The organism is Brevundimonas sp. GCM10030266 (genome assembly GCF_042666595.1).
Taxonomy (GTDB): domain Bacteria; phylum Pseudomonadota; class Alphaproteobacteria; order Caulobacterales; family Caulobacteraceae; genus Brevundimonas.
This window is the reverse complement of the sequence record NZ_JBHTCY010000003.1, coordinates 244982-260086: the sequence shown is the minus strand read 5'-3', so window position 1 is coordinate 260086 and position 15105 is coordinate 244982. Positions and strand designations below refer to the sequence as shown.

Genomic DNA, 15105 nt, shown 5'->3' with positions numbered 1-15105 from the left:
CGTTATCGTCCCGCCCGATCAGTACCGCAAGGCCAGCGACAGGCCGAAGTTGCGGCCCGGCTGGGTGTAGGCGTCCTTGATCGCGGACGAGGCGGAGATCCCGCGGACATCGCTCCACAGGCTGTAGTTCTCGTCGAAGACGTTGAACACACCGGCGCGGGCGGTGACCTGATCGTTGACGTTCCAGTAGGCGGTCAGGTCCAGCAGGGCGAAGTCCTCGCCGACGTAGCAGCGCACGAGCGGATTGGTCGCGCTGTGGCAGGCGGTCAGGTTGATGGTGTCGCCCTGATCCTTGGCCTGCGACCAGGTGACGATGGCCTGACCACCGAAGCGACCGGCGGGATCATCGTAGCCCAGGCCGGCGACGACCTTGATCGGGTCGATCGACTCATAGGGGCGGGTCGTGCCGGCGTCGGTGATGTCGCCGTCGGCATAGGCGGCGGCGAAGCGGGCGCTCAGACCGTTGTCCCAGTACAGGTCGGCCTTGGCTTCCAGACCCTTGATCTCGACGTCCGAGAAGTTGACGAACTGGAAGGTGGCCGGGTTGGCGGGGTTGCCGAACTGACCGCCGATCTGCTGGCGGCTGATGAAGTTCTCATACTCCGACTGGAAGCCGACGAGCTGGCCCGAGAAGCGGCCGCCGGCCAGGTCGATGTTGCGGACCCGCAGGCCCAGCTCGACGCTGCGGCTGGTTTCCGGCTCGAGGTCCGGGTTGGAGATCGAGGTGTAGGCCTGGTTCACATTGGAGAAATAGTTGTTCACCTGGCTGGGCGTCGGCGACTTGAAGCCTTCGCCCCAGTTGGCGAAGACGCCGAAGGTGTCGGTGCTCCACCACATCACGCCCAGCTTGGGCGAGAAGTGGTCGCCGTCCTGATCGGCGCGCGAGGCGGCCGGGAACAGCGGATCGGCGGTGGTTTCCAGCTTGTAGCTGTCCCAGCGCAGGGCCGGGGTGATCGTCAGGGCGCCGTCCAGCAGGCTGATCTGGTCCTGAACGAACAGGCCGGCCAGGGTGTAGTCGGTCTTGGGGAAGGCGCTGACCGGGAAGGTTTCCGGCGGGGTCGGCACGGTGCCGCCCCGGACGCCTTCCTGGGTGGTTTCGGACCAGTCGCCGCCGACGGTGATGTTGTGGTCGCCGAACGCGCGGCTGGCGCTGGCGAACAGGCCGAAGACCTCGTTGTCGAAGGTGTTGTCGCGGGTGCGGTCGACGCCGGCGCGATCCTCGAAGGTGAACTGACGGGTGGTGGCGGTCTGCTGGTAGACCGAGACCTGACCGTGATCGAGACCCAGGGCGTCATTGATCCGCCAGTCGAGGCCGTAGCGCTCGCGCTCGGTGGTGTCCGCCGAGGTCAGGTTCTGCACGGCGGTCGCCGCGACGGGAACGGGCGGGGGCGTGGCGGCGAAGCGGGTGGCGCGACCGCTCAGGACGATGGCGTCGGCGCTCAGCTCATAGTGCTCGTAGGTGGCGCGCAGGCTCTGGCCCGGGGCGAAGTCCCAGACCAGCTTGCCGAGCCAGGCGTCCGACTGGATGTCCTGCGGGTTGGCGATGGTGCGCAGGCCGTAGTTGTAGCCCGGGCCGCTGACCCCGCTGATGGTGACGGAGACCAGCTCCTCGCCGGTGATGTTGCCGTGGGTCTCGGTTTCCTGGCTGTCACGGCCGGTCCAGGACAGCATGGCCGAGAAGTCGCCCGAGCGACCGGCGATGGTCGCCGACTTGGTCAGGCCCTCGTCGGCGGAGTTGTAGCCGACCCGGGCGCGGGCGCCGAAATTCTCGCCGTCGCGCAGCAGGTCGACCGGATCACGGGTGACGAAGCTGACGGCGCCGGCGACGCCGTCCGAACCGTACAGGGCCGAGGCTGGGCCACGCAGAATCTCGACCGACTTCATCAGGTCCAGGTCCGAATAGTCGCCGCGGCCGACGCTCTGGGCGCCGAAGCTGTAGCTGTCCGGGATGCGGACGCCGTCCACGATCATCAGCACGCGGTCGCCGCCGACGCCGCGGATGGTGAAGCCCTCATTGCCGGCGCGGCCCGAGGTGCCGGTGGCGGCGCCGAAGCGGGCGGGGGTGGTGACGACGCTGACGCCCGGCTCGAAGCGGATCAGGTCCTTGATGTCAGTGGCCAGCATGGCCTCGATCTGACGATCGGTGATGACGGTGACAGTGGCCGGAACCTCGTCGGTGCGGGTCTCGGTGCGGGTCGCCAGGACGGTGACCGGCGACAGCTCGGTCGCCTGCGGAGCGGCTTGCTGGGCCATGGCCGCGGGGGCGGCGGCGACGGTCAGGGCGGCGAGCCCGGCGGAGAGGAGGAGCGTGCGCATGTATGGTCCCGCTTGAAGAGATGGCGGGGCAATTAGTGCGAACGACTCTCACAATCAATCGCGTCTGCGACGGAGTTGTGACTCTGATGCGAATAAGTCGCAGTTATACGCCCCATGCAAGGGGCGCATAGCGGCGGTCAGTCGCGCTTGCGGACGAAGACGGTCCCGGCGGAGTAGCCGGCGCCGAAGCTGCAGATCAGGCCGGTGTCGCCGGGGGCGAAGCCGTCGTGGTGCAGGTGGAAGGCGATGATCGAGCCGGCCGAAGAGGTGTTGGCGTACTCGTCGAGGATGATGACGTTCTCGTGCGGCTCGGGCTCGCGGCCGAGGACCTTGCGGCCGATGAACTGGTTCATGTTGATGTTGGCCTGGTGGAGCCACATCCGCTTCAGGCCGGTGGGGTCGATGCCCAGTTCGCCCGCGTGGTCGACGATCATGTCCGAGACCATCGGCACCACATCCTTGAACACCTTGCGGCCCTGCTGGACGAACAGCTTGTCCGGGGCGCCGATGCCTTCGGGGGCGGCGTTGTTCAGGAAGCCGAAATTGTTGCGGATGTTGTTCGAGAAGCTGGTTTTAAGGCGCGAGCCGAGGATGTCCCAGCCGCCCGGGCCCGCCGTGTCGGCGCTCTCGATGATGACGGAGGTGGCGACGTCGCCGAAGATGAAGTGGCTGTCGCGATCCTTGAAGTTCAGGTGGGCCGAACAGACCTCGGGGTTCACCATCAACACCGCCTTGACCGAGCCGGAGGCGATGAAGTCGGCGGCGGTCTTCAGGCCGAAGGTGGCCGAGGAGCAGGCGACGTTCATGTCGAAGGCGAAGCCCTCGATGCCCAGGGCCTGCTGAACCTCGATGGCCATGGCCGGATAGGCGCGCTGCATGTTGGAGGCGGCGCACAGGACGGCGCCGATCTCGCTGACCGGCTTACCCCAGGCGGCGATGGCTTCCTGCGCGGCCTTCACGGCCATTTCGGCGAGGACCGAGAGCTCTTCGTTCGGGCGCTCGGCGATGTTGGGAGCCATGCGCTCGGGGTCGAGGACGCCGGCCTTGTCCAGCACGAAGCGCGACTTGATGCCCGACGCCTTCTCGATGAACTCGACCGAGGAGTGGGTCAGAGGGGCGACATCGCCCTCGGCGATCTCGGCGCTGTGGCGGTCGTTGAAGCGGTCGGCGTAGGCGTTGTAGGCCTCGACCAGCTCGGCGTTCGAAATGGACTGGTCGGGCGTGAAAAGCCCGGTGGCGGCGATAACGGCGTGGGTCACTCGGTGTCTTCCCTGCGGCGCCTGCCCTGGAGCGGCGTCCGTTCTTATTCCGAACTGATAGATAGGCTGGTCAGCGGCCCCGGTCGAGAGAGCGGATCAGGTATTGGGCGGCATGGAGATGCAGCCGTTCGACCATCTCGTCCTCGACGCTGATCGCCCCCTTGCCTTCGGATTCCGGCAGGGCGAAGGCAGCGACGATGGCGCGGGCGCGGGCGATCTCGGCCTCCGAGGGACCGAAGGCGGCGTTGGCCGGGGCGATCTGGGACGGGTGGATCAGGCTCTTGCCGTCGAAGCCGTAGAGGCGGCCTTGCGCGCATTCGGCGGCGAAGCCCTCAAGGTCGGTGAAGGCGTTGTAGACGCCGTCGAGGGCGAGCAGGCCGTTGGCGCGGGCGGCGGCGACGGTGGCGGCCAGCCAGGGCTTGAGCGGCTCGCGGTCGGGCGACGGGCCGGTGCGCAGGCCGATGGCCAGATCATTGACCCCCAGCATCAGGGCCTCCAACCGGTCCACGGCGGCGATGGCGTTGAGGTTCACGAGGGCGCGGGGCGTCTCGATCATGGCCCAGAGGACCGCGTCGGAGGGCAGGGCGGCGGTCAGGGCGCGGGCGGCGTCGGCGTCATCGACCTTGGGCGCGACGATCAGAGCGGCGCCTGCCTCGGACAGGGCCCTGAGGTCGTCGGCGCCCCAAGCGGTGTCCAGCCCGTTGATGCGGACGCCGAGGCGCGGGCCGAAGCCGCCGTCGCGCAGGGCCTGGACGGCGGCGGCGCGGGCGGCGGCCTTCATCTCCGGTGCGACGGCGTCCTCAAGGTCGAGGATGGCGACATCGCAGGGCAGGGTGCGGGCCTTCTCGATCGCGCGCGGATTGCTGGCGGGGAGGAAGAGGGCGGACCGCATCACCCTTGCGCTCAGACCTTGCCCGTGACCGGCACCAGCGCCCCCGTCACCGCCCGGGCCTCGGGGGAGGCGAGGAAGAGAATGACGCGGGCGAGGTCGGCGGGGGCGACCCATTTCGACGGGTCGGCGTCGGGCATGTCGGCGCGATTCTGGGCGGTGTCGAGGATCGAGGGCAGGACGGCGTTGACGGTGACCGAGGTCGACTTCAACTCCTCGGCGAGACTTTCGGTCAGGCGGTGGACGCCGGACTTGGAGGCGGCGTAGGCGCCCATGCCGGCGGCGGACTTCAGGGCGGCGTTGGCGCCGACGTTGACGATCCGGCCCTCGGGCGAGGCCTTTAGCCAGGGCAGGGCGGCGCGGCTGGCGTTCAGGGCGGTGGAGAGGTTCAGGGCGAACATCTTGTCCCAGGCGGGCTGTTCGTCATCGGTGGTCTGCCAGACGAAGCCGCCGGCGATGTTGAGCAGGGCGTCGATGCGGCCAAAGTGATCGGCGGCGGCGTTGACGGCCTGAATGGCCTCGGCCGGGTCAGTCAGGTCCACGCCGCCCAGTTCGTACACGCCGTCCGGCGCATCATGACCCTTGGCGTGGTCGATGATCGCGACCTTGAGCCCGTCGGCCAGCGCGGCCTTCACGACAGCGGCCCCGAGGGCGCCGTGGCCTCCGGTCACCAAGATCACGCGGTCAGACATGGGAACCCTCCGGCGGAAAAAGCAGTCTAAACAGTCTACTTAGTCCAGTTTGGTTGAAAAAAGACAACGAAAACAACGACTACTTCCGTCGCTAGAACTGGACGGTCTGAGCGGTTCAGGCCCCGGCGAAAACCTTGGCCATCAGCTGTTCAAGAGCATAGCGGTCCGATGCGTCAAAAGCGGACGTAACGGTCGCGTCCACGTCGAAAACCGCGATCAGGGCGCCCGAGGCGTCGAGGACGGGGACGACGATCTCGCTGGCCGAGCGGGGGTCGCAGGCGATGTGACCGGGGAAGGCGTGGACGTCCTCGACGATCTGGGTGGTGCGGGTGGCGGCGGCGGTTCCGCAGACGCCGCGCCCGAAGGCGATTCGCAGGCAGCCCAAGGTGCCCTGGTAGGGGCCGACCACCAGTTCGTCGCCCTTGGTCTCGTCCACGACGTAGAAGCCGGTCCAGAAGAAGGCCGGGAAGGCGTCGGCCAGCATGGAGGAGACCGTCGCCATGCGGGCGGTGCGGTTCGGCTCTCCGTCCAGCACGGCGAGGATTTCCGCCTCGACCTCCGCATAGCGGGCGGCCTTGTCGGCGGGGCGGTCGTCGCGGGCGACGTAGGACATCAGGACAAACTCCGGCAGGCGTCGCTCGCATATAGGCGGTGGCCCGGGCGGAAGCGAGGCCGGGGCTTTCGCCTGACAGGCGAGTGCCCAAGGCGCTGATTTCGGTGGACAACTCGCATAACGCCACAATTTCGACCCGTTGCGGCAACGCTTTGTCGCGGAACGGCGTTAACCTTGACAGCGCATTAACCTTTTCGGACCGTCGCGGTCCCGGGGCTGATGCGCGGGGGCGATACGCCTGACAGGTGTGTGAGGGGCCATGGCGGACGGGGACGGCGAACACGGACAAGGCTCGCGGTCCCGCGGGGCGCGCGCGCCGCTGGCGATCGCCGGCGTGGCGGGCGTGCTGGCGCTGGCCGCGGTCGCCATGGCGTCGTGCGGCGACCGGGGCAACGGCGTCCGCTTCTGGCAGGGCTCGCAGGCGTCCAACAGCTGTCCGCGCCCGGCCTCGATGAGCGGGTCCGAGTTCAATGCGCAGGAGACCGGGCTGCGCGTGCTGCGCCGGGCCGCCTTCCAGAACGACTTCTTCGCCCAGCTGGAGCTGGGCGCGCGCTATTCGGCGGTGAAGACGACCGACAAGAATATCGAGGATCCGATCGAGGCGGCGACCTGGCTGGCGATGGCCCTGTCGAACGACGAGGGCTACGCCCCGATCAACCGCACGCGCCGCGACGGCTGGGGCGGCTGGCGTCCGCTGTCGCGCTATGACGACTGCCGCGCGTTCGAGCGGCACGAGGCCTATCGCAAGCTGGACCGGCTGCTGGGCAATATGACGGTGGATGAGCAGTCGGCGGTGCGCGACCGGGTCATCTATGTCCTGTCGACCCAGGACGCCGAGGGCTATCGCACCCTGGCCCGGCTGCATGACGGCATGTACGGCCCGTTCGGCGAGCCGGAGGACAACCGCGAGGCGCGGGAGGCCTGGGGCCGGGGCAATGCCGACCGGGGGCAGGGGCGCGACCGGAACCGGCGCGGCTATCCGTCGGCGCTGGGGCTGTTCCAGCGCAATGACGTGGACGCCTATCTCTACAACTATCTGGCGGTGCAGACCGGCGACGTGGGCGCCTATGTGCTGATGCGCGACTTCGAGCGGTCGGCGCCGAGCCGGGCCCAGTACCAGCGCTTCGTCGAGGTGAAGGCGCGGCAGTGGACGCCGCCGTTCGAATTCTATCCCAACACCGCGCCGCAGTCGGGGGTGCCCTTCTCGGACGAAAGCCGTCCGCGCGGCGACGCTTATGAATATGCGCTGGGCCGGATGGGCGGGGAGCTGCCGTTCATCCATGTGGGCCGGGCGCTGCGCTATCTGGGCGTGACCGAGACGGCGGCGCAGCGGCCCGAGGACCTGTCCAAACGCCAGATCGAGACGCTGGAGGCCATGCTGGGTCACGCGATGGAGGGGCGGCTGTCGCATCTGGAGCGGGTGCGCGCGATCCAGCTGGCGGCGGTGAACGGCTCGTCCGAGGCGCAGCTGGTGCTGGCGGTGATGTACGCCGAGGGGATCGGCCTGCCCGCCGACTACGCCCGCGCCTTCAAATGGTTCGAGGAGGCGGCGCGGCAGGGCAATGGCGAGGCCAAGTTCGCCATGTCCAGCTACTTCGCCCTGGGCGTCGCCGGAGTGGCCGATCAGGACAAGGCCCAGGCCGTCGCCTACCGCATCGATTCCGCCCTGGCGGGCTTCGGCCCGTCGGCGGGGCGCCTGCAGGCCGTGCTGGCCCAGGTGTCCCGTGCACAGCGCCGCTAAGGAGGGCGTGACCCCATGACCCGTAACGCTTTCGGACTTCTGGGTGGTGTTGCGGCGGTCGTCGCCGGCGCGGCCCTGACGATGATCGCCGAGCCGGCGCAGGCCCAGACCGCCGCGCGGGTCGAGAGCCAGACCCGGCCCAATTTCGGCGTGCTGCTGGACCCGCCGGTGCGGTCCTACAGCCAGAGGCGCGACCGCAACCGCTATGACTATCGCCGTCACCGTCCGGACTGGCGTCCGGGCCTGCCGCCGCTGCGGCCGGGCGGGGAGGAGATCGTGCTGGTCGACTGCGGCGGAAATCCGGGATCGGGCGCGGTCGAGGATGCGGTGCGCCGGGTGCGGCCGGGCGGGACGCTGGTGATCCGCTCGCGGGCGGGCGCCTGCGTCGGCTGGCTGAATATCGACAAGCCGATGACCATCATCGGCGAGGGCGGCTTTGATCCGCGCGACTGGGGCCGCCAGCCGGGCGCGACCCTGCAGGCGCCGGACGGCCTGCCGTGCATGACGGTGGCGGCGGGGGTGCGGGTCGAGGTGCGCGACGTGCTGTTCGCCTCGCCGCGAGCGGGCGACGCCGCCTGCGTGGTCGGCTACGGGGCCGAGATCGTGATGAACAGCGTCGGCTTCCGCCATGCGGGCGACGAGGCGGCCATCTATGTGGACGGCGGCCTGCTGGACATCCGCAATGCGGTGATGGAGGCGCGCACCATCGCTCCGGCCATCGTGACCGACGGGGCGGTGCTGACCACCGCGGAGCTGGTGGTGACGGGGGCGCAGTCGGGGGTGGAGATCACGCCGGGGGCAGGTCCGGCCTCGCGCATTTCGGCCACGACCTTGCTGGGGACCAATGCGCCCAACGCCTTCGGGCCGCGCAGCATCGGGGTGATCGTCCGCGCCGGTCGCGACTATGGCCGGGTCGAGATCGACAGCACCGCCGTCTGTGGCTTCGTCGAGGGCGTGGTGGTCGAGGGAGCCTCGGTCTCCATCGAGGGCAGCCGTATCTGCCGCTCGGACAAGGGGGTTGTGCTGTACAGCGGCGAACTGCGTCTGGCCGACAGCCGGGTGCGGGCCTCGACGGTGGGCGTCGCCGCCGCCGCGGGCAACGCCGTGATCGTCAACAACGTGCTGGCCGGGATGCGCGACCCGATCTACCGCGAGCCGCGCGCCAATGTGCAGGCCAGCGGCAACCGCGTCTGGTCGCAGGCCGTGTGCCGCCCGCAGTTCCGCGACCGCTATCGCGGCCGGCATGAGCCCTACTGGCGTCCCGGCGACGGCTGGGAGTGCGCGCGCGGCTCGTATCCACAGGGCTGGTGGGCCCAGGAGGACGGCATGCTGGGCGTCCAGTACGCGGACGACGGCTATGCGCTGGACGGCTGGGACGACTACCAGAACGGCGACGGCTGGTATGACCGCGACGGCCGGTATGTGCGCGATGACCGGTATCGCGGCGAGGACCGCTGGAGCCGGGGCGGCGGCGGGTTCTGGGGGCGGTAGGGGCCTTGGACGGCGGGTTCAGCTGAGGTTGCTTGATCGCCCCGGTGCTGATCTCAGTCGCTTGAGGTCCGAGTCGCGTAGAGCGTCTGGTTGACACCTTGGTCGCTCAAAATTACCTCTCGTTGCACGGGGGGAACCGCATTGAGCGACCAAGAAATCGAAGCGCTGGAAGCGCGTCTGGCTGAACTTAAGGCGGCGCGTGATGCCAAGCAGGGGGAGCCAACCCCTGAAGCGCCGGTTGCAACCGTTCAGCCCGTAACATCGAGCAAGTCCAACGAGGCGAAATGGATCATTGGCGGCGCTGTCGTGTTCGTTGTCGTGGTCGGCCTGCTGCTGCTTGGCACTTCAGACAATGGACCAACACCGCAAACTTCTACGGCGCATACGGCGCCAAGCGGCGATGTCGAGATCGTGGAGCCGGAACCCAAGGCGTCTGCTGAGCCGCCTTCCCCTTGGGTTTATACGCGTGACGTCGATCCAATGGACGACAGCGTGACTGAGTTAGCCTGTGTGACTTCAACCAATGAAGCCCAACTGGGTTGGCCATATGGCAATCTGGGCGCGCGCCTGTGTATCCGAAAGACGAAGAAGTGGGGCACCGACATCTTCATCGCGATGAACGGAGATGCCCAGATCCTCTGCCGATCCTACGATGAGTGTCGCATCCCGACCCGGTTCGGCGAGGCTGACCCTGTGCGCTATCGTGGAACGGATTCCGCTGATGGCAGCAGCCATATCGCGTTCATCGCAGACGGCTCTGTCGGTGGGTTCATTGAACGGCTGAAAGACGCCGACACTACCCGAGTGTCGCTGACTTTCTATCAGGCAGGCGACCAAGTGATGGAGTTCAATACAAGGGACTTCCAGTGGCCAGTACCTGCTCAAGCCGATCAATGATCGTACATGGTGATGGATTTAGCTTCGGTGCCTTTGGAGGGAATGCATGAGGTTCGTTCAGTTTGTTGGCGGCCATGGCTCTCCCGTGGCGGGTAAGCCCGTCTTCGTGAACGCGGATGCTGTCGGCATTGTGTTTGAAGGCGCGGGATCGAAAGATGGTCGTCCCATCACCGCTATACACTGCGGCGGCTTCCCCGTTCTGGTGGCCGGTAGCATTCAAGAAACGCTCGCAGCGCTGCGCCGACCGACGACCTGATATAGTCTATGCTGGCGGCCAAAGGCCGCCTTGTTGACGGGCAGCGCATTTCCCCAGTAGGCCCGGAGGGACTCGAACCCCCAACCAGACCGTTATGAGCGGTCGGCTCTAACCATTGAGCTACGGGCCCCCGGAGCGGAGGACTTTCCGCATAGACGAAATCTCTGGAGATTTCGTCCATAATTCTTCCATGCCATTTTTTGGATTCAGGTCGTTCCGACCTGAAGCAAAAATGGCGGGGCAGGCCGGGCGGCGGCTTGCCAAGCGCTCCGGTGGACCGCCCCGCCTTCGCCGCCGATCTGTCGGCGATTTCACGCAGATGAACGGATCCTGCCAACGGACCCTGACCACGCGTTCAGGCGCTTACGGTCATGGTTGGAACACGAACGCCGCTGAGGGTGTTCGCAACGTCTCGCTTCTCATGGAGTCCGATCCAATGACCCGCCGTCCCGCCGCCGCTGTCGCCGCGATGCCCGCCGTTTCCAACCGCGCCCTGATGATCGGCGGCGCGATGATGGCCGCCGCCGCCCTGCTGGCCGCCGCGCCCTCCGCCCACGCCCAGTCGCAGCCCTCGGGCGGCGCGCCCCTGACCATCCAGGCGGTGACCGAGCGGCCGAGCCTGAACCTGTCGGCCTATGGCGAGGTCAAGGCGACGCCGGACATGGCGACGATCACCTTCGCCGTGGTCAATGAAGCCCCGACCGCCGCCGAGGCCATGGCCCAGAACGCCACGAAGATGAACCAGGTCATCGCCGCCCTGCGCCGCGCCGGCATCGCCGAACGCGACGTCCAGACCTCGGGCCTGAACCTGTCGGCCCAGTATGACTATGTCGAGAACAACCCGCCGCGCCTGCGGGGCTATCAGGCCAGCAATCAGGTGACGGTGGTCATCAATGACCTGACCAAGGTCGGCTCGACGGCGGACGCCGTGGTGGCCGCCGGGGTCAACCAGATCAACGGCATCAGCTTCGGGCTGAAGGATCCGTCGGCGGCTGAAAACCAGGCCCGTCAGATCGCCGTGCGCAACCTGCAGGCCAAGGCGGCCCTGTATTCCCAGGCCCTGGGCACGCCGCTGGGCGGCATCCGCTCGCTGACCGAAGGCGGCGGCTACGCCCCGCAACCGCCGCGCCCGATGTATGCGATGGCGGCGCGGATGGAGATGGCCGACTCGACCCCGATCGCCGCCGGTGAACTGACCGTGCGGATCGATATCACGGGGGTGTATGATCTGAACCGCTGAGAAGGTTTCAGGTTCTAGGTTTCAGGTTCGAGGGGACGGGAGGGGTGCGAACAGCGCCCCTCCCGTTCTGCTTTGCGGGGCCCTGAAACCTGGCCCCCAGAACCTGAAACCTAATCTCCCGACTTCACCAGCATCAGGCCGATGGCCACGTTCAGCAGGTTGGCGACCATGACGATGGCCAGGGTGGTGACCGAGTCGAAGCGGGCCACGACCACGGGCAGGGACCACGGCAGGCCGGTCACGGTGGCGGGGGTGAAGGTCACCCGCTCGGGCGGCAGGCCCAGCAGCTCCAGCCCCGGCGTGAACGCCATCATCAGCGCCAGCACCGTGAGCAGCAGATAGCCGCCGTACAGCGGCCAGCGCAGGCGGGAGAGGGTCTGGATCATCGGGTTCCTCCGAGAGGGAGGGAAGGCCGGCGCCGGGGCGGCGTCAAGCGGGTGCTACTCAATCTGGAAGGCGACCGTGACGCGCGACGTTGCCGTGACCGGTTCCGGCGCGACGGCGATACTGACAGCCGGTCCGCGAACTCGGTTGCCGGTCACCACGACGTCCGCCATTTCCCCGTCTTGTTGGTCCGCGCCCACGAGGCGCGACGACGGATCCTGGATGCGCAGGATTCCCACGATCCGACGCCCTGAGGCGTCAGACAGCATCCGGGCTTGGCGCTCCGCGTCGGCGAACGCTGCGCGATTGGCCGCCTCCCGAAGGGCGCGCATGTCAGAAACCGAATAGTCACGGACTCGCGCCGAGCCAGCGCCCAGTTCGGACGCCAATGACAATGCGTCACCCGCGCGCTCGGCGGGAGCCCCTTTAAAGGTCAGTTCCGTGCCCACGTTGTATCCGACCACCGGACAGTCATCGGTGTCGCGATCGTACTGACTGGCGCCGCAAGCTGGGTCGAATGTCGGCTGCAGCGCGATCTCGCCCGTAGTGATCGCAGAACGGGAAAGTCCGGAGAGCGTCGGCAGGTCGTCCATCATGCGTGTCTGGACCGCCGCGAGATTTCGCAAGGCCTCGACCTGCGTTGCGCCCCGACCATTGATGCTGACGGTGATACGGAACTGGTCGGGCTGGGCCTCTACCTCGGCGGAACCGGTGACGAGAATCGACGGTGGACCCGCTAAACCCTGTTGAGCGGCCACGGGCTGGGCGATGGCCAGCAAAAGCGCGGCCAGACCAAGCGATTTCAGCATGATAAAACTCCCCTTCCGATGAAGGGGACGCGATCAACGCCCTAGGGTCAAGCCGTTGTTTTGATGTTGTTGTCGTCGTCCAGCAGGACGACGTTGGGCGACCACTGGCGGGCTTCTTCCGACGGCAGCTGGCCGTAGGTCACGACGATGACCTTGTCGTTCTTCTGCACCAGACGGGCGGCGGCGCCGTTGACGCCGATGACCTTGGAGCCGCGCGGGGCCTCGATGGCGTAGGTGGTGAAGCGGGCGCCGTTGGTGATGTTCAGCACATCCACCTGCTCGTGCGGGAAGATGCCCGCCGCATCCAGCAGGTCCATGTCGATGGCGATGGAGCCCTCGTAGTCGAGGTCGGCCTGGGTCACCGTGGCGCGGTGCAGCTTGGCCTTCATCAGGGTGACCAGCATGGGAAGCGCGGTCCGAATACAACGCGGGGCGATAGGCCCCCGCTCGCAGGCGGCTGATATAGTGATTTCAGCGGCCGGCTTCAATCACGCTTTCGGCAGCGCACCATAAGCAATGGTGCGGCGCATTCGCCCGTGACGAGACGTTCATTTGACCGCAAGCCCTGCCGTCCTATGGTCAAAATGTGGCCATGACCCGGCCCGCGCCTGAGACGACGTGTCGACCCCATGAAGCAATTCTTCCTGACCATGGGCGGCGTGTTCGCCGGCCTGTTCCTGTTCTTCGTGGTGATCCCGTTCGTGTTCCTGACGATCGCCATCGCCTCGGTCAGTTCGAAGGAGCCGGTCCAGTCCAATACCGTGCTGGAACTGGACCTGCGGGAAGGCATCAGCGACCAGACCCCGACCAGCCCGTTCGCGGTGTTCGGCGGGGCGGGGCTGTCGACCGTGCAGATCGTCGATACGCTGGCCCAGGCCCAGGCGGACGACAAGGTGAAGGCCCTGCTGATCCGCCTGCCGGAAGCCGGGATCACCCCGGCGGCGGCGGACGAGATCCGTCAGGCGGTGCGCCGCTTCCGCGGGTCGGGCAAGATCGTCATCGCCCACAGCCAGGGCTTCATGCCGGTGGGCACGACGGTGTCCAGCTACATGGTCGGGGCCTCGGCGTCCGAGCTATGGATGCAGAACACGGCCGGGTTCCAGCTGTCGGGCTTCTCGGCCGAGACCGTGTTCCTGGGCCGCGCCTTCGACCGGTACGGCGTCGATGCCCAGTTCGAGCAGCGCTACGAGTACAAGAACGCGGTCAACGAATATACGCAGAGCGATTTCACCGCCGCCCACCGCGAGGCGATGACGGCGTGGATGACCTCCATCTACACCAGCGCGCTGACCCATGCGGCGCAGGACCGCAAACAGACGCCGCAGCAACTGCGCGCGACCATCGAGGCCGGGCCGTATTCGGCGCAGGACGCGCTGCGTCTGCGTCTGGTGGACAAGATCGGCCAGGTCGAGGAGGCCGAGGCCGAGGTCAAGCGCCGCGCCGGCCGGGGCGCGGAGATCATGGCGTTCAGCGACTATGCCGCCAGCGTCGGCGAGCGCACCGGCTCGGGCAAGGACGCCATCGCCATCGTGGGCGGAGAAGGGGCCATCATCACCGGTCGCGACAACGGCGGCAGCCCGTTCGGCGGCGGCGCCTCCATCGCCTCGGACCTGACGGCCAAGGCCATCTATGAGGCCATCGAGGACAAGGACGTGAAGGCCATCGTCTTCCGCGTCTCCTCGCCGGGCGGTTCGCCGGAGGCCTCGGAGCAGATCCTGGCCGCCGTGCGTGCGGCCAAGGCGGCGGGCAAGCCGGTGGTGGTGTCGATGGGCGACTATGCGGCCTCGGGCGGCTACTGGATCAGTTCGGAGGCCAGCTGGATCGTGGCCCAGCCCACGACCCTGACCGGCTCCATCGGCGTGTTCGGCGGCAAATTCGTGCTGGCCGACGCCCTGGGCCGGTTCGGCGTGGACATGCGCCACCTGTCGGTCGGCGGCGAATACGCCGACGCCTTCTCGCCGTCGCAGCCCTTCACCCCGGCCCAGCGCGCGGCCTTCGCGGCCCAGATCGACCGCACCTATGAGGAGTTCATCACCCGCGTCTCGACCGGGCGTCGCCTGCCCGCCGAGCGGGTGCGCGAGATCGCCAAGGGCCGGGTCTGGACCGGCGCCCAGGCGCACGGCATCGGTCTGGTCGACCAGTTGGGCGGACTGGAGGAGGCCATCGCCAAGGCCAAGTCGCTGGCCAACATCGGCGCTGACGTGGAGGTGCGGTTCAAGCGCTTCCCCGAGCCGAGCTCGCCGTGGGAGGCCCTGTCCAAGGCGTTCGGCGTCTCCAGCGAGGCGGCGCGGGTGCTGGTCGGCATCGGCGGGGTGATGAATGACCCGCAGGCGGAGGCGGCGGTTCGTCGCATCGAGACCGACCGCCAGCGGGCGTCGGGCGCGTCGGTGCTGGCGGATCAGCCCTACTGAGCGCGATCGGCGTGACCGGACACTCGCCTGTGAAGCCTGGTCGCATTGACCGCGGGCCTGTGTGGACCGACATTGGGCGTTCGGCGTTGTTCTCAGCGCCTCAATTG

At 67.7% G+C, this 15105-nt stretch carries 14 protein-coding genes and 1 tRNA gene; 6 read left to right on the top strand and 9 right to left on the bottom strand.

The window, feature by feature from the left end; all coding sequences use genetic code 11:
- Positions 1–18: 18 nt before the first annotated feature.
- From ACFQQC_RS11060 to ACFQQC_RS11040, 5 genes are all read right to left on the bottom strand, one after another.
- Positions 19–2316 (bottom strand): TonB-dependent hemoglobin/transferrin/lactoferrin family receptor, encoded by a 2298-nt coding sequence (locus tag ACFQQC_RS11060; RefSeq protein WP_376862450.1) that lies wholly within the window; start codon positions 2314–2316, stop codon positions 19–21.
- A 137-nt stretch (positions 2317–2453) separates the two neighbouring features.
- Positions 2454–3575: a beta-ketoacyl-ACP synthase III gene (locus ACFQQC_RS11055; RefSeq protein WP_376862449.1), complete on the bottom strand. Its 1122-nt coding sequence runs from the start codon at positions 3573–3575 to the stop codon at positions 2454–2456.
- Between the two features lie 70 nt (positions 3576–3645).
- Positions 3646–4467, bottom strand: coding sequence for an HpcH/HpaI aldolase/citrate lyase family protein (locus tag ACFQQC_RS11050; protein ID WP_376862448.1), 822 nt, complete (start codon positions 4465–4467; stop codon positions 3646–3648).
- Between the two features lie 11 nt (positions 4468–4478).
- Entirely contained in the window at positions 4479–5156 is a 678-nt protein-coding gene (locus tag ACFQQC_RS11045) for an SDR family NAD(P)-dependent oxidoreductase (RefSeq protein ID WP_376862447.1), read from the bottom strand.
- A 115-nt stretch (positions 5157–5271) separates the two neighbouring features.
- Positions 5272–5769 carry a GAF domain-containing protein gene (locus tag ACFQQC_RS11040; RefSeq protein ID WP_376862446.1) on the bottom strand — a complete coding sequence of 166 codons (498 nt, stop codon included), beginning with the start codon at positions 5767–5769 and terminating at the stop codon, positions 5272–5274.
- 259 nt (positions 5770–6028) lie between these two features.
- Here ACFQQC_RS11040 and ACFQQC_RS11035 point away from each other — a divergent pair, with 259 nt between their 5' ends.
- The 4 genes from ACFQQC_RS11035 to ACFQQC_RS11020 all read left to right on the top strand — a co-directional run bounded on the left by ACFQQC_RS11035 (position 6029) and on the right by ACFQQC_RS11020 (position 10154).
- Positions 6029–7510, top strand: a complete 1482-nt coding sequence (locus tag ACFQQC_RS11035; RefSeq protein WP_376862445.1) for a tetratricopeptide repeat protein — start codon at positions 6029–6031, stop codon at positions 7508–7510.
- A 15-nt stretch (positions 7511–7525) separates the two neighbouring features.
- Positions 7526–9001 carry a hypothetical protein gene (locus ACFQQC_RS11030; RefSeq protein WP_376862444.1) on the top strand — a complete coding sequence of 492 codons (1476 nt, stop codon included), beginning with the start codon at positions 7526–7528 and terminating at the stop codon, positions 8999–9001.
- A 141-nt stretch (positions 9002–9142) separates the two neighbouring features.
- On the top strand, positions 9143–9898 hold the full coding sequence (locus tag ACFQQC_RS11025; protein ID WP_376862443.1) for a hypothetical protein: 756 nt from the start codon (positions 9143–9145) through the stop codon (positions 9896–9898).
- 46 nt (positions 9899–9944) lie between these two features.
- A complete protein-coding gene (locus ACFQQC_RS11020; protein ID WP_376862442.1) occupies positions 9945–10154 on the top strand; it encodes a hypothetical protein in 210 nt (69 codons plus the stop codon).
- A gap of 57 nt (positions 10155–10211) precedes the next feature.
- Here the strand turns inward: ACFQQC_RS11020 and ACFQQC_RS11015 are convergent.
- Positions 10212–10284, bottom strand: a tRNA-Ile gene (locus tag ACFQQC_RS11015).
- A 306-nt stretch (positions 10285–10590) separates the two neighbouring features.
- On the opposite strand from ACFQQC_RS11015, the gene ACFQQC_RS11010 reads away from it, so the two are divergent.
- Complete coding sequence (locus ACFQQC_RS11010) at positions 10591–11394, top strand: SIMPL domain-containing protein (protein ID WP_376862441.1); 804 nt, start codon at positions 10591–10593, stop codon at positions 11392–11394.
- 110 nt (positions 11395–11504) lie between these two features.
- On the opposite strand, the gene ACFQQC_RS11005 is transcribed toward ACFQQC_RS11010, so the two are convergent.
- Genes ACFQQC_RS11005 through panD form a run of 3 tightly spaced genes read right to left on the bottom strand, consistent with a single transcriptional unit; the run spans position 11505 to position 12991 of the window.
- On the bottom strand, positions 11505–11780 hold the full coding sequence (locus tag ACFQQC_RS11005; protein WP_376862440.1) for a hypothetical protein: 276 nt from the start codon (positions 11778–11780) through the stop codon (positions 11505–11507).
- 54 nt (positions 11781–11834) lie between these two features.
- Positions 11835–12587, bottom strand: a complete 753-nt coding sequence (locus tag ACFQQC_RS11000) for an SIMPL domain-containing protein (RefSeq protein ID WP_376862439.1) — start codon at positions 12585–12587, stop codon at positions 11835–11837.
- 47 nt (positions 12588–12634) lie between these two features.
- Positions 12635–12991, bottom strand: a complete 357-nt coding sequence (gene panD, locus ACFQQC_RS10995) for an aspartate 1-decarboxylase (RefSeq protein ID WP_376862438.1) — start codon at positions 12989–12991, stop codon at positions 12635–12637.
- Positions 12992–13216: 225 nt separating this feature from the next.
- On the opposite strand from panD, the gene sppA reads away from it, so the two are divergent.
- On the top strand, positions 13217–14998 hold the full coding sequence (gene sppA, locus ACFQQC_RS10990; RefSeq protein WP_376862437.1) for a signal peptide peptidase SppA: 1782 nt from the start codon (positions 13217–13219) through the stop codon (positions 14996–14998).
- Positions 14999–15105: the final 107 nt, after the last annotated feature.

Bases quoted from the DNA above. Each gene is read 5' to 3' on its own strand.
- ACFQQC_RS11060 (WP_376862450.1), bottom strand. From the start codon at position 2,316: ATGCGCACGCTCCTCCTCTCCGCCGGGCTCGCCGCCCTGACCGTCGCC.
- ACFQQC_RS11050 (WP_376862448.1), bottom strand. From the start codon at position 4,467: ATGCGGTCCGCCCTCTTCCTCCCCGCCAGCAATCCGCGCGCGATCGAG.
- ACFQQC_RS11045 (WP_376862447.1), bottom strand. From the start codon at position 5,156: ATGTCTGACCGCGTGATCTTGGTGACCGGAGGCCACGGCGCCCTCGGG.
- ACFQQC_RS11040 (WP_376862446.1), bottom strand. From the start codon at position 5,769: ATGTCCTACGTCGCCCGCGACGACCGCCCCGCCGACAAGGCCGCCCGC.
- ACFQQC_RS11035 (WP_376862445.1), top strand. From the start codon at position 6,029: ATGGCGGACGGGGACGGCGAACACGGACAAGGCTCGCGGTCCCGCGGG.
- ACFQQC_RS11030 (WP_376862444.1), top strand. From the start codon at position 7,526: ATGACCCGTAACGCTTTCGGACTTCTGGGTGGTGTTGCGGCGGTCGTC.
- ACFQQC_RS11020 (WP_376862442.1), top strand. From the start codon at position 9,945: ATGAGGTTCGTTCAGTTTGTTGGCGGCCATGGCTCTCCCGTGGCGGGT.
- ACFQQC_RS11010 (WP_376862441.1), top strand. From the start codon at position 10,591: ATGACCCGCCGTCCCGCCGCCGCTGTCGCCGCGATGCCCGCCGTTTCC.
- ACFQQC_RS11005 (WP_376862440.1), bottom strand. From the start codon at position 11,780: ATGATCCAGACCCTCTCCCGCCTGCGCTGGCCGCTGTACGGCGGCTAT.
- ACFQQC_RS11000 (WP_376862439.1), bottom strand. From the start codon at position 12,587: ATGCTGAAATCGCTTGGTCTGGCCGCGCTTTTGCTGGCCATCGCCCAG.
- panD (WP_376862438.1), bottom strand. From the start codon at position 12,991: ATGCTGGTCACCCTGATGAAGGCCAAGCTGCACCGCGCCACGGTGACC.
- sppA (WP_376862437.1), top strand. From the start codon at position 13,217: ATGAAGCAATTCTTCCTGACCATGGGCGGCGTGTTCGCCGGCCTGTTC.